Below are 12,893 nucleotides of genomic sequence, written 5' to 3'. Positions count from 1 at the left end.
CTCGTGTCTCTAGTAATAAAAAAGACGGCGTGAAAGCCGTCTTTTTTATGCACTTTAACCAAAGAGTTTACGCTGATTTACGCGCAGGTCGCTTTTCATTGTTGGTATTGTTTTCTTTCGTGCTGGCGTTCTCTTGAGTCTTCCCTTTCAGTGTCACCACTTCTTTTTCAGGTAATTCGGCCGCTTCACCAAAGAATTTACCACCAGGTTCGATGCTGAGGTTATTACTCCAGATCCTCCCACTTACACGTCCCTTGGCAAGTACTTGAATGTGTTCTGCGTGACAGTTACCATCCATCATGCCATTGATGATCAGTTGCTTAGCGTAGATCTCACCGTTTACTCGGCCGCTTTCTGCAACGACGAGAGTGCCTTCTACATTAATTTGACCATCGACGATGCCATCAATCTGGACATCGTTTTCTACTTTGAGTTCTCCGCTAACAGCACAGCCTTTGGCGATGAGAGTTGAAGCTGCTGAGCTACTCGTTGTTCCACGGTTTTGATTAAAGATTCCCATCGTATTCTTCGCTCCTTAGTAAAAATGTCTTCGAAATCATTGAGGCTCCAATCGACAAATGGCTTCGGATTCAGTGCTCGCCCAACAAAACGCACCTCGTAGTGAAGGTGAGGGCCAGAAGAGAGCCCACTGTTGCCGGAAATTGCAATCAGTTGCCCTTTTTTGACGAACTGACCGCTTTTTACTTTGAACTTTTTCAAGTGCGAATAAGAACTCGAAAAACCGAAAGAATGTTGCAGCCTGAGGAAGTTACCAGAGCCTTTATTGCTGCGGCGGGTGACTTCCACAACCCCATCTGCTGGGGCATAAACCTTAGTACCGGTATTCACGGCAAAATCGAGCCCGCGATGCATCTTAGCGACTTTTGTCACCGGATGAATGCGCTTACCGAAGCGAGAAGAGAGCCGCGCTTTACCGACCGGAGACCCGCTTGGTATTTGGTTTAACAACACCATGCGAACGTTCGACGTAATCGCCGCCGCATCAAGTCGGGCATCCAAATTATCCGTGGTAGTATGTTCTCCAACTCCAAGGACTTTCTCTAACTCTCCCAAACGCTCCGAAACAAGTTGTACTCGTTCTTCTCGCTCTGAGAGATCACTTTCCAGCTCGGATTTTAATGCTTTCAGTGTGCTGAGCTCTTCACCCATAGTGCGCGAATGTTCTGTCAATTCAGCTTGTTTTAACGCGGCATTATCGACGCGAGTGTACAAGTGATGAATTAAGATCGCGGTTGCGGCCAGAGCAATGACAAAAAAGCATAAAAACGTTTTTAGATTGCGTTGCATCCTTTTACTGAAGTACCAATGTCTGGAGCCATTGATGGTTGATATAGAGATCGTCAACTGGTCTTTCATCGTCTTCTACTGCTCGTATCTGGTATACGTCTCGTCACTGAGTTAATGGGAATGTAAGGAAAACGAACGGGGACCGCTAGAGGCAAATTGGAAAGAAGTGTCAGGCCGTGAGGCGTTTTCAGATATTAGATAAAAGACTCAATAAAGATTTAATATCCTAGCGCTTTTGGTCGTAGTTACTCCAAATCGCTTTATTGAACTGAAGATTTTGATTTGTAAGGTGGTTATCCGAGAAATTAGATTGTGAATATTGCCAATAGCATCCTCACGCAATTCAACTTACTTCACGGTTTACCTTATAAATGTTGGATAATTTATCAAACCGACATTCATTATATCGATAACTTGTTTATGATAGCGGTCGATATAAAAGTGCTATTCAAAGGCTTTAAACCTAAGCGTGATATTTCGCTTAGGAACACATAACTATGACAACGGAGTTGGTCGTGAAAAAACTACTATTGGCTACAGCAGTGGTCGCAGCTGCAGGGGGCGCTGGCTACCTGTACCAAAACAATACTACCCCGAGTGATTCAGTATCACTACTTTCGCAAGTTCCTGCGGATTCGCTTATGGTGACGTATCAGACGGAACCTTTTAATCATTATAAATACATGAATGCATTTGGCACGGCTAACCAAGGCTCGATTGCTGAACTTTTTGCCGATGAACCACTTTCTCCACAGCAACAGTTTGCCGTTAACTTGTTTGATGGATATCTGGAGAGCGCTGCATCGTCAGAAACGTTAAAAGCCTACTTAGGTACCGGAGAAAACATTAACCCTGTGTTGTACACAATCGGTATGGTACCAGTGTACAAATTGAAGATTGAAGACCCTGCCGCGTTATGGAAAACATTGGATCACGAAGAGCAGATGAGCGGTGCTAAGCACGAGCTGGTTAAACTTGGTGAAGTGGAGTTTCGTCGTTACGAGATGACAGATTCGGTTGACCCGCAAGATGGCATTGGCTTGGTTGTTGCCGTGGTTGACAACGTACTTACGTTAACGGTTGATATTCCGCAACTGGGTGTTCAAAACCCGCTTAAAATGGCATTGGGACTTGAGTCACCAAGTCAAAACATTGCGGAGAGTGGACGCCTAGCGGCGTTGCAGGCTAAATACGGCGAAAACAATAACTCTTTCGGTTACTTTGATCACCGTGAATTGGTTAAAGGTTTGACGACGAAAGATGGCAATATCTTTGCGCGTCAAGTCAGCATGCTGGATGCCATTGATCCTGAGCCGACTATTCAGGAGATGCGCTCACCAGCTTGTCATACTGAACTTACTCAAGTTGCAGAAAACTGGCCTCAATCCGTCGCATTTGCGGAATACAAGCTGAAAGGCGAGCAGGCATTCATTAAAGGTGCTTTTGTTGTTGAATCGAAAAATAAAGTGATTCTAGATGCGCTTAAGTCGATTCGTGGCGTTTTGGCAGAATCGAACAATGATAAGAGCTTCTTTAGCATGGCGCTTGGTTTAGACATTAATACGCTAGCGCCATCGATTGGTCAGATTTGGAGCGACTTGACTCAGCCTCAGTACCAATGTTCTTTATTGACACAAATGCAGCAAGAGATGGGTGGCCAAAACCCAGCCGCAGCTGTGAGCATGGGCTCCGGCATGGTTAACGGCCTGAAAGGATTAAGCCTGCAAATGTTTGATATCCACGTTGACACTAATGCTCAGCACGGTGAAGTATTTAGCCAGCTAGATGGTATGTTGTCTCTATCTGCCAATGATCCAATGATGCTGATTCAAACCGCGCAAATGTTTGTCCCTGAACTTGCTCAATTACAAATTCAGCCGGATAACCAGCCTGTTAATGTCAGTGACCTGCTAGAAATGCATACAGGCTTGAAGATGGATGTGTTTGCTCGCTTAAACGAAAACCATTTTACGCTCTACAGTGGTGAGAATGCCGAAGACGCGAGCAAAGAAGTGATGGCACAACCACTTTCTCCAAATGGCTTGTTCAGTTTTGACTTCGATTCAGAACGCATTTTGGAAGTGTTGGAAAGTGCGTCAGCCGTGACTGGTGAGCCGTTACCTGATGATGTTATGAAAAGCTTACAAGGTGAGCTTGTTGGTGGTATGACGATGGATGTAACAGATCAAGGTATTGGTTTTGAGTTTGATTACCGTGGTGCGACCAACCCCGTGACGGTTGCACAGCAGTAAAACATCGAGTAGAAAAAGGCGGCGCAGTGCCGCCTTTATTTCATCGTCGAACTCAGGTTTGTTTACCATCGAGTCGGACGTTTATCAAGACTATGACTGCAACCAAACAGGGTTACTCCAGGCCGTGCTGCCGTCTTTATCTTCGACTTCTAAACTTATCCATCCCTCTGCGTCGCTAGGTATAGGTAGCGACAGCTCTATGCGTTGAGTATCAACTTTCGGGTTAATCGTCAGGGTATTCAGCACTTTGCCGCCTTTACCGATCAATCGAATTTCTTTTAGACCATCGGCTGCAACGACGTGGATATTCCACGTATCGCCAGCTGTTGCTGTTTCACCAAACATAATGTTTTGCGGATAAAGAATAGGGCCTTGTGTTGCGTAGCCATGGCCGGCTTTAAGTGCTTGCGCAAACTTCGACGGCGTTAGCTCGCCATCGACTCTCGCAATCATTCGAATCTGCCCCGTGAGTTGGTTCCACGCATCGTGGGTGTCGGTTCCCGCCGTAAAGTACATTGCTTCACCCAGGTCCCAGAGTTTATGTGCTTTCTTCAACGTTGGTTCATTGTCTACGCGCGCATTAAGCTCCATAAGGTCGAAACGATCCGTTTTACCACCAGGAACTGCATTTTTAGCGATGTTCGTAAAGTAGCCATAATCGTTGTATGGATGGTTCATCGGTACGACTTCAGCCCCCATCTCATGCACGGCGTTAAGTAACGTGTGAACGTCAGCAGTGCCAGGATCGACCTTTAGCTCGGCGCCATTATCGATAGGAAATGGGTTCATATGTCCCCATGATGGCGAAACTTCGATCGACGGGATGAAAGGCACGCCACGTTTCGCAGATAGTTCTGCAAACTTCTGGTGGTTAATGGTTGAGTCATGATCGCTAATGAAAGTCAGGTCAAGATCCGTTGCCAATTGAGCACGCACAACAATTTCTGGCGGGGTAACGCCTTCCAACACGTTGCCATGATGGTGTAAATCTGCGCCATACCAATGCTGACGGTTAGGAAACGTCACTTGAGGCACTTCTACTCGTTGCTTCGTCGTTTTACCGGATGTTAGGGTTACGTCTAATGTTTGGGTTTTAGCTGTAAAGCCTCCACCAGAGTTGATACCTAATTTGTATTGACCGGGTGCCAGTTTTAGCTCCGCATGACCTGCAGGCAGCAGATCGGTAAAGAAGGTGCGTTTACCCAAAAATTCAACCGGTGGCGCTTGACCTTCAAGGATGGTGATTCTCGCATCTTTGGCCAGACCTGATGTGGCCTCTTCAACTTGAAGTGAGAGAGTTGCAGGGCGTTTTAGAGACGTAAAATCGAGTGTTTGCTCGCTATTTCTCGCCACTTGAATCGATTGCAGCTTGCTGTTTGCGTGACCAGTCGCTGTGCCGTAGATTTGGTACTTACCCTCAGGCAGCGCCATGCTGTACTGGCCATCTTTGGCCAATGTCCAGGCATAGGGTTGTCCTTCTTTTTCGATCATCACGATAGCATCTTCAGGAACACGACCATTATCTGCGCGTAATTGGCCGTTGATGGTGCCTGTCGCTTGTCCTAGTCGGTCAGCTTCTGCCTTGACAATGGGGGCCATGTCTCCATTTGGAACCACTTGTAATCGGGATTGGAAAGTGCGGCTTTCACCTGCTTTCAAGGTATGCCCTAGGTACATGTCACGACCATTGTATTTGACGCGATCAAAATAAGGAGCATGAAGTGCAAAGGCCCAGTCTCGATCATAAGCGACCATGCGATCGGCGAGAGCATGGTCGGCCATGGATTCTTCTTTCCCTTCCAACCCCGGCACGGCAAATTGGTAGCCAGTGTCTGGCCAAATGGTGTGCCCTGATTCTAACGCGAGATCTTTTTTACCTTGGTTGGTCATGACCGTTTTAAGCGCAATTGAGTCAGATCCAGAAGCGAGCGTATACCACGTTGTGATATCAACGTTATCGAAGTTGCGGCTCACTTTGATGACCGCTTTATTGTCGCTGTCTTCGATAATTTCAATGGACTTGCGATCATTCGGCCACGCGGACCAGCTGTTAGGAATGAAGTCAGCAAAGGCAACCCGGTCAAGGTCTACTTTGCCATTCTTTACTGCTGCCAAATCGACCAATGTTCCTCGCGGTACGCCCCATGGTGGTGCGGATTCAACAGCGAGAGCGAAGGCGACATGTTCGTTTTGAACGGTAATGTCTTGAGCGTGTGTTGCTTCGCCATCGGGGATCGTGGTCTTTCCCTGTGTGATACTCACTCCCGCATGCGCTGAAGTTCCAAGCAAAAGGCCAGAGATTAAAGTTGCCACTGCACTTTTTGAAAAATTATGCATGAAGACACTTCCTTTTTTTCATGATTTATTATGTGAGTTGTCGATGGCATTGTGCGTTAACTTGATTAGACGTTCAATTAAAAAAGCGAAAGAGATGAAGAGGTTAACTCGTTGCTATTATTGTTTTACAATTGACTTTTAAGTATTAAGTTTTGATTTTAAAAGTTTTTTTGTTGTTTGGTTTGTTTTTTCGTAGAGTAATAAAAATATTTAGAACACTAATTATTTTGGGAGAGGTGTGAACGATTTTTGGCAGCATTGAGCAAACAAAATGATAACAATTACACTGTATATGTGAGAAAAAAGGTCAAGATAGTTCTGAGAACGCATATAATATTTTGAGTTAAATTTGACTTTTTATTCTTTATGTTTGGGTTTTTATCTTGTCTCTGGCTAAAAGACCTCTAATAAAGATTGGAGCAAACATAGAGACAATATATTTTTTGAGTGAACTATATACGGTGGCAATATGTCGAAGACATATCAATTGATTGCTTGAGGTTTAGATGGGGTTTATTCGTAAATATAAACTGAGCATAGTTTTGTTTTTGAGTGGTGTGGCATGTTTAATTGCGTACCACGCTCAGGGCTCATACGTAGATGAAAATGGCTTATTAGTAGAGTCATTTGGGTTTATCCCTTTGTTTTGGCTTTTTTTGGGGTTAGCCTTCGCCTCTTTTGTGGGCACTTTTTTCAAACACCGTAATCGTAATTAAAGAGCAAACGTGAAGTTTACTCCTTTATCTGAGGATGGGAGTATTGCTGATATTTTGGTAACTCTTTTCTTAGATTACTAAATGTTGCTCGTGCACTTTGTTTTGATAGTTTGTTGATTAGCCAGATTGGCAAAAGGCCTCCGGGGTCAGCAAACGCTTTGTAATCAATGAGTGTCGTGCCATTAGTGAGCTTCTGTAATTCCCAAGTTGCAGCAACCGAACGAATGCGAACATAGCCCTTTTGTTCAGCAAGATATGAGTCTGGTGCGCTTTTGATTTTTATCGTGAACCCGAGTTCATCGACCCAATATTTAGAGTAGGTGAGCATATCACGATTTTTTGCAGGCCATGGCGCCGTAAATTGGGTATAAACGATGTTTTCGGTGGCTGATATTTGATTTAAAACTCTGCTATGACTGGCATTGTCAATCCAGTTCGGGATATTGTCACTATCTTCCAATAGCGTTAAAAATGCGCCATAGCTGGTGGGTGTGAACATCCGAGCACGAATCTCAACTAAACCGTCGGTATGCTCTCGAGAGTAGATAGTGATTCCGTTATCGTCACTATCAAATTGCCAGTACTCGTTGGCTTTTGCGGCGGTGCCAGCGGATATAAAAGTGGCGAGTAGTAGCGCGCCAATTCGTAAATGCAACATCATGTTAGTACCCGCCAACTTATCCTTAGTTAAAGCTTATACGATGTGTTCTTAATTATAAGGACAATAGTAAGTCTTTTCGTTACTGTTCTGAAGGTTGCTCTGCTCCAAAACCTCGTTGAATATTGGTGAGCGTTATTGCTGCAAACACCACAATAACGATTGATAGATGCCAGGCTTGGCTTAAACCAAGCTGTACCAATGTTAAGCTGACCAATGAGGATACGATCATTTGTCCACCTCCAGACATGGCTGCTGCAGCACCAGCCTGCTTTTTGTAGGGTTGCATTACCATGGCTTGCGCGCAGGGTAGGGCAATGCCGTTACCTAAGATCATTAATAGTTGCCCCAACATTAAATACAGCGGTTCTACCGGGCAGAAGAACAACCATATTGCAGCACTGAGATGCAGGAATGGACTACAAAGTAGCATTCTTTTGTTGCCGATAATTGGCCTTACTCGGTTACAAATCGTGGTGCCGCCTAACATACCTAAAGCGGGAATGAGTGCCCACATTGCGTATTGATCGGATGTCATGCCAATTTGGTCTTGCATGATAAATGGCATCACGGACACGGTCGTTATCATCAGGCTGAAGTTTAACCAACTGATGCTGGCAAAACTCATAAAGTAACGTGACGTCACCAAGTCTCGATACTGGAAAAGCATGTTGCGTGGTGACGGAATAACAGATCGTTTTGCTATGGTTTCTGTAAACTTAAAGGCGATGATTACCCAAGCGAGTGAGACATAACCTAGCAGTGAAATGAACACCATACTCCAACCAAAATGGAAGTTGATAAAACCGCCAATCACAGGTGCAATGAGTGGCGTGATCGAAGCTGCCATAGCGATGTAAGACATGGCGACAGGGAGCTCATCACCGCTAAATCTATCTCGAGTCGATGCTCTCGCGAGTACCGCGCAGCACCCAGTTCCCAAGCCTTGTAGAAAGCGCCCCATCACCATGCCTGTGAAGGTGTCACTGAGGTAAATGATCATTAATAGACCAGACATCGCGATGAGCAAACCCGTCAATAGTACTTTTTTTCGACCCAAAGCATCCGATACCGGACCGTAAATGAACTGAGAGGGACCAAAACCTAGTAAGTAAATACTCACGAGCAGTTGGGCTTGATCAAGGGAGATAGAAAAGTCTTTTGCGATCCATGGCAAAGAGGGCATAACAAGCCCCATGCTCAATTGGCCAACACTGATAATAAGACAGGCGAGTAAGATAGTGCGAAAGTTGATTGGGCGACTCATGATGGATCACCATCAGAATAACCTCTTTGCTTTCGTGTTCTGAGGCAGCCTTCATCATCCACTTCATTTAACTTAGATTTGACGCGTTTTACGGTAGATAGGCTGACATCACACTGCTCCGAAACACTCTTCAACGTATAGCCTTCTAACAGCAACGTTGCGATCTGTTGATGTTTAGTTTTGTCTGCTGGGCGTCCGCGAAATTTCTGTTTCCACAAATCTGGTTGATCTTTAATGGCTTGCCGTCCTTGCTCTGCGGCAAACAGGCGATGTTCAGTCTGCACTTTTCCATATCCAGATAACACGGTGAGTAGCGTTTGAGTTTGAACAGAATCCGGTTCAAATGTGAGTGGCTCACAAACGGTTTTCAGTGTGACCCCTTTTGCTAGTAACACTTTGATTGTATTTAACGCCTGACTAAAATCTTGACCAAATGCCGTTAGCCACCAGAGCACAATCGTATCACCTGCTTTGACGATATTGAGTAGTTGTTGGAAAGCTTCTCGTTCTGCTGGAGGCATGCAACCGCGAACCTTATCCTCAAAATGTTGGGCGTCAGGCACGAACGTTTTTAGGACACCGAGGTGCTCTTGATAAGCTCGACTCTTTGGCGAGTAACGTGTGTAAAGATAAGTAGCCATATGGACTATACGCCTTTTTAATTTGGTTCATATACTGTAATGGCTCATAAATATACAGAGGTTCATTAATGCTTACAACACTAAATGGACCATTGAGGTTGAGCAAAAGCAAATAAAAAAGCCAACCGAATGGTTGGCTTTAGTCATTCAAGCTTTCGTTGTCTGCCGCTCGATTAGTTTCACTGGTACCATCATTTTGACCAAGCTACCGTTTTTAGTATTGATTTGATCAACAATGATCTTCACGCATTCGCGAGCGAGACGACGAAAATCTTGGCGGAATGTGGTTAACTGATAACTCAACCACTCTGTCTGCGGAATATTATCGAAACCAATGACTTGTAAGTCTTGCGGGATACTCAATCCGCATTCGATACGCGCAATATCCATAACAGCCATTGCAAGGTTGTCGGTCGCACAGAACACGGCTTCTGGTCGGTTTTTATCAGCGAGTATTTCGCGGATTTTGTCGAGTGAGCTAGCGTAATCATAAGTGGCTTCAACGATGCGTGGCGTATTACTAGTTAGGTCTTCAAATTCAGAGCAGAAGCCGCTTTGGCGCTCGTCGTTGGTAAAGGTTGGCACTTCACCTGTCAGGTAAACCGCGTTCTTCACGCCACTTTTGTGCAGAAGTTGCGCGGCTTGTTGGCCGGCTTCGTAGTTGTCACTGATAACGTAACTGCTCTTAGTGCCTTCTACGACGCGTGCATACTGAACAATAGGGATATTGAACTCTTCACACTCTTCATACAGTGATTTGTTGAAGGTAGCGGAAGCGGCAATGACACCATCTACGCGGTATTGGAAGATGTTCGGGATCGAGTGGTTGTCTTCATCATCCACTTGCCATGGAATCAACACTGCTGAGTAGCCTTGCTTCTGCAATTCACTTGAAATCAATTGGAGTGTTTTCATGTGGATAGGGTAATCCGCATCGGGGAATACCAAACCGATCAACTTAGATTCGTTGGTGGTCAAGCTACGTGCAAAAGCATTTGGACGGTAGTTTAGGGCTTTCGCAGCTTCAAAGACCTTTTGCTTGGTCTTCTCTGACACTGAGCTGCCCGGAACAAACACACGCGATACAGTAGATTGAGAAACGCCAGCCAGTTTGGCAACGTCCTTCGATGTTACGGTTTGTTTTGCAGGATTCATGTGAGTTGATTCATAAGTCAGTTTAACTGTGACTAGGTTAACACAAACAGGTACGTACTCATAAAGAGAAATAAGCAAGATTTAAGTAAATAAAGGGTTAGATTGCCTTTGGTGGCGCAATTTGGGTAGTACCCAAGTCACATTTCATGTTTTGCATACGAAAAAAGCCTTACCCAAAAAAGGTAAGGCTTGCTCTTATTTCCCATTTCCACTAAATCGAATAAGTTACGTAACCGGAATAACTTATCTCGTGGTTATCAGAAGTAGTAGCGAATACCTGCCGCGAATTGATCATCACGGTTTTCGAATTTGTTGCCATCGTACTGATCTTTACTTAGGTCGAACTGGTATTCAGTCCAAACTAGGAATTTGTTCTTCTGGAAGTGGTATTCAAGACCAGGAATCAGCAAGTTACGCTCGTAACCTTGTGTCTCGTCACCACGATCTTCCATGTAGTTGTAGTTCAACGTTGGGCGTAGGCCGTTGTCGAAGTGGTAGTAAGTGTAGATTTCGCCACCTAGGGTATCGAACATTACGTCCGTACCGCCTTGGCTCACTGCTTCCCAGTTTTCGCCAACGTGGAAAGTCGCACCCGCGTAGAAGCCGCCGTTGCTGTAGTTCGCGCCCAATAGCATGATGCGCATGTTGTCGCCGTTTTCTACGCCAACCACGCTTGCGTCTAGATCAGCAACTTCATTTTGATGGTAAGCCGCACCAAGTGTTACGCCATCTACGGGTTTGTAAGTAATAGATGCACCCATGCCGTTTTTCAGTGAGGCTGTCGCATTGCTTGCTAGAGCAACATCTTCACGCGTGGTTTGGTAAGTAAAGCCGTAGCTCACTTTTTCATTGATTGAATTACGGTACGTAATTGAGTTTTCTGCACGACCAGCACCGGATGCGATACCCCAGTCAGCTAGGTTGTAAACACCTGAGCCACGAGTACCGAATACACGACCTAAATCGGTGTACCATGCTACGTCGTAGAAGGTAGACCACTGCTTAGTACCCGCAGCAATCTTGCCGTATTTTTCGTGATCGACACCTGCGTATAGCAAGCGGTCGTAAATGTTGTCGCCGTTCGCGCCAGAGTTGTAGCCCCATTCCGCGTGACCGAAACCAGTCCAGCCGTTATCCAGACCCATTTGGCCTTTCAAACCGAAACGTGAGCTGCCGCTGTTCCATTCGCCGTTGTCATCACCGCCACGGTCTTGGTAGCGAAGATCGAAACGGCCATCGATGCTTAGGCTGTCGCCAGCGTCATTAACAAAAGTGTGTGCAGCAAAGGCTGAGCTAGAAGTAAGCGCTGCTAAAATCACTGCAGAAAGGGTCGACTTTTTCATCATCAATCTCGTTATTCAGGGCGCAGAAAGCCACCGTGCGTTCATGCCCGTTTTGAATAAGGGTTCTATCTTGAGGTTGTGCCCCATCCTTGAGGCACGAGTTGGGAGCATGTCACCTGAACCGAGAGGGGATTCAGGCAACATAAAGGCGGGTTGACAATCCGCCCCTAGGACTTCTTATAGAGAAGGGTTTAGGATCTGTTGAGTACGCTCGAACACGTCTAAACCTTGCTGTTTTAGCCAGTAAGGAAGGTCGATCAGTACCCAGTTCTCAGATAGCTTGTCGCCGTCACGGTAGTAAACGTCAACTACTTGCATGTCTGCACGTACTTCACCACCTGTCATACCTAGGAAACCACCGATTGGTGTGTTAGATAGGTTTGGCCAACCGAAGAAACAAGAGAAGTTACCTTCTGCGAAACGACATACGTGGCCGTTAAACTTCTTGTCTTTCAGGTTGTTACGGAACGGCAATTGGTGCTGTTGTTGGTAACGAGGAATTGTGTAAGACGCACCGATACCACATGGACCGTACCAGATCATGTCTTTAGACCAGCTCTTCTCAAGAACTTCTGGTGGGCAACCCATAGCGCCGCTGTCGTTTAGTGCAGATAGGTCATCAACCATCTTGTTCACTAGTGCTAGTGTTGCTACGCCTTCTTCTGGTGCTGCGTCTTCGAACAGTAGACCATCGTGGTTACGAGGACCAGGGTATACGAAGTGCTTACCTGTTGATGGTGGTAGTGGGTAACAACCCGCTTGGTCCATCGCACCTAGAAGGTCTAGGAATAGGCCAGTCTTAGTGATCTTGCCGTTTTCAACACAGTTAAATTCTGCGTAACGGATGTTCATGATTTTGCCAGTTGGGCGCATGCCTAGGTATTCAGCGTCGAAGAGACCCATGAAGTGACCCATGCTCATTACCCAGATCTCACCTGATGTTACTTCGTTCTCACCACCGATGAAGATGTCTTGACGACGCTGCATGCGAGTCATTGATTTCATCAAAGGAGCCCAGAAAACGTCAGCCGCTGCTTGAGCGCCTTGTTGCTCACGGAATGGGTAAACACCACGCCATAGGTAATCTTCTGAAGTGTGTGCTTTTAGTACTTCTGCCACGTTCTCGTGAGTTGCGTTTTCCATTGCGCTGAAGTATTCACGTACAACGCGTTTCGCTTCTTGATATTTAGACATAATAAACTCTCTTATTTGCTGT

Annotated in this window: 11 protein-coding genes; 2 read left to right on the top strand and 9 right to left on the bottom strand. The window is 45.7% G+C overall.

Annotated elements, in window-relative coordinates; translation table 11 throughout:
• Positions 1-67 precede the first annotated feature (67 nt).
• Together NDJ01_RS04190 and NDJ01_RS04185 are read right to left on the bottom strand one after the other, a co-directional pair.
• On the bottom strand, positions 68-520 hold the full coding sequence (locus tag NDJ01_RS04190; RefSeq protein ID WP_074190324.1) for a polymer-forming cytoskeletal protein: 453 nt from the start codon (positions 518-520) through the stop codon (positions 68-70).
• Entirely contained in the window at positions 424-1,377 is a 954-nt protein-coding gene (locus NDJ01_RS04185) for a M23 family metallopeptidase (RefSeq protein WP_005395595.1), read from the bottom strand. The genes NDJ01_RS04190 and NDJ01_RS04185 overlap by 97 nt, the downstream gene beginning before the upstream one ends.
• Positions 1,378-1,805: 428 nt before the next feature.
• On the opposite strand from NDJ01_RS04185, the gene NDJ01_RS04180 reads away from it, so the two are divergent.
• A complete protein-coding gene (locus NDJ01_RS04180) occupies positions 1,806-3,560 on the top strand; it encodes a hypothetical protein (RefSeq protein ID WP_258586294.1) in 1,755 nt (584 codons plus the stop codon).
• Between the two features lie 90 nt (positions 3,561-3,650).
• Here the strand turns inward: NDJ01_RS04180 and NDJ01_RS04175 are convergent, their stop codons facing one another.
• The gene (locus tag NDJ01_RS04175) at positions 3,651-5,897 is read right to left on the bottom strand and encodes a CehA/McbA family metallohydrolase (RefSeq protein WP_258586293.1); all 2,247 of its coding nucleotides are present in this window, start codon (positions 5,895-5,897) and stop codon (positions 3,651-3,653) included.
• Positions 5,898-6,403: 506 nt separating this feature from the next.
• On the opposite strand from NDJ01_RS04175, the gene NDJ01_RS04170 reads away from it, so the two are divergent.
• Positions 6,404-6,613, top strand: a complete 210-nt coding sequence (locus tag NDJ01_RS04170; protein WP_006740828.1) for a DUF3955 domain-containing protein — start codon at positions 6,404-6,406, stop codon at positions 6,611-6,613.
• A gap of 16 nt (positions 6,614-6,629) precedes the next feature.
• On the opposite strand, the gene NDJ01_RS04165 is transcribed toward NDJ01_RS04170, so the two are convergent.
• The 6 genes from NDJ01_RS04165 to NDJ01_RS04140 all read right to left on the bottom strand — a co-directional run bounded on the left by NDJ01_RS04165 (position 6,630) and on the right by NDJ01_RS04140 (position 12,871).
• Positions 6,630-7,274, bottom strand: a complete 645-nt coding sequence (locus NDJ01_RS04165) for an START domain-containing protein (protein WP_256953183.1) — start codon at positions 7,272-7,274, stop codon at positions 6,630-6,632.
• 79 nt (positions 7,275-7,353) lie between these two features.
• Positions 7,354-8,538, bottom strand: coding sequence for a multidrug effflux MFS transporter (locus tag NDJ01_RS04160; RefSeq protein WP_005395605.1), 1,185 nt, complete (start codon positions 8,536-8,538; stop codon positions 7,354-7,356).
• Positions 8,535-9,179 (bottom strand): recombinase family protein, encoded by a 645-nt coding sequence (locus tag NDJ01_RS04155; RefSeq protein ID WP_258586292.1) that lies wholly within the window; start codon positions 9,177-9,179, stop codon positions 8,535-8,537. Before NDJ01_RS04155 ends, NDJ01_RS04160 begins: the two co-directional genes overlap by 4 nt.
• 147 nt (positions 9,180-9,326) lie before the next feature.
• Entirely contained in the window at positions 9,327-10,334 is a 1,008-nt protein-coding gene (locus tag NDJ01_RS04150) for a LacI family DNA-binding transcriptional regulator (protein WP_074190328.1), read from the bottom strand.
• A 257-nt stretch (positions 10,335-10,591) separates the two neighbouring features.
• Positions 10,592-11,677: a porin gene (locus tag NDJ01_RS04145; RefSeq protein WP_258586391.1), complete on the bottom strand. Its 1,086-nt coding sequence runs from the start codon at positions 11,675-11,677 to the stop codon at positions 10,592-10,594.
• 177 nt (positions 11,678-11,854) lie between these two features.
• Complete coding sequence (locus tag NDJ01_RS04140) at positions 11,855-12,871, bottom strand: nuclear transport factor 2 family protein (protein ID WP_005374772.1); 1,017 nt, start codon at positions 12,869-12,871, stop codon at positions 11,855-11,857.
• Positions 12,872-12,893 lie beyond the last annotated feature (22 nt).

It is taken from the genome of Vibrio sp. HS-50-1 (assembly GCF_024747315.1).
Lineage (GTDB): Bacteria > Pseudomonadota > Gammaproteobacteria > Enterobacterales > Vibrionaceae > Vibrio > Vibrio diabolicus.
The sequence above is the reverse complement of the archived record's forward strand: the minus strand, read 5'-3'. Positions and strand labels throughout refer to the sequence as shown.

What these genes read in the sequence shown, in the direction of transcription:
- NDJ01_RS04190 (WP_074190324.1), bottom strand. Translation starts at nt 520, where the DNA reads ATGGGAATCTTTAATCAAAACCGTGGAACAACGAGTAGCTCAGCAGCT.
- NDJ01_RS04185 (WP_005395595.1), bottom strand. Translation starts at nt 1,377, where the DNA reads ATGAAAGACCAGTTGACGATCTCTATATCAACCATCAATGGCTCCAGA.
- NDJ01_RS04180 (WP_258586294.1), top strand. Translation starts at nt 1,806, where the DNA reads ATGACAACGGAGTTGGTCGTGAAAAAACTACTATTGGCTACAGCAGTG.
- NDJ01_RS04175 (WP_258586293.1), bottom strand. Translation starts at nt 5,897, where the DNA reads ATGCATAATTTTTCAAAAAGTGCAGTGGCAACTTTAATCTCTGGCCTT.
- NDJ01_RS04170 (WP_006740828.1), top strand. Translation starts at nt 6,404, where the DNA reads ATGGGGTTTATTCGTAAATATAAACTGAGCATAGTTTTGTTTTTGAGT.
- NDJ01_RS04165 (WP_256953183.1), bottom strand. Translation starts at nt 7,274, where the DNA reads ATGATGTTGCATTTACGAATTGGCGCGCTACTACTCGCCACTTTTATA.
- NDJ01_RS04160 (WP_005395605.1), bottom strand. Translation starts at nt 8,538, where the DNA reads ATGAGTCGCCCAATCAACTTTCGCACTATCTTACTCGCCTGTCTTATT.
- NDJ01_RS04155 (WP_258586292.1), bottom strand. Translation starts at nt 9,179, where the DNA reads ATGGCTACTTATCTTTACACACGTTACTCGCCAAAGAGTCGAGCTTAT.
- NDJ01_RS04150 (WP_074190328.1), bottom strand. Translation starts at nt 10,334, where the DNA reads ATGAATCCTGCAAAACAAACCGTAACATCGAAGGACGTTGCCAAACTG.
- NDJ01_RS04145 (WP_258586391.1), bottom strand. Translation starts at nt 11,677, where the DNA reads ATGAAAAAGTCGACCCTTTCTGCAGTGATTTTAGCAGCGCTTACTTCT.
- NDJ01_RS04140 (WP_005374772.1), bottom strand. Translation starts at nt 12,871, where the DNA reads ATGTCTAAATATCAAGAAGCGAAACGCGTTGTACGTGAATACTTCAGC.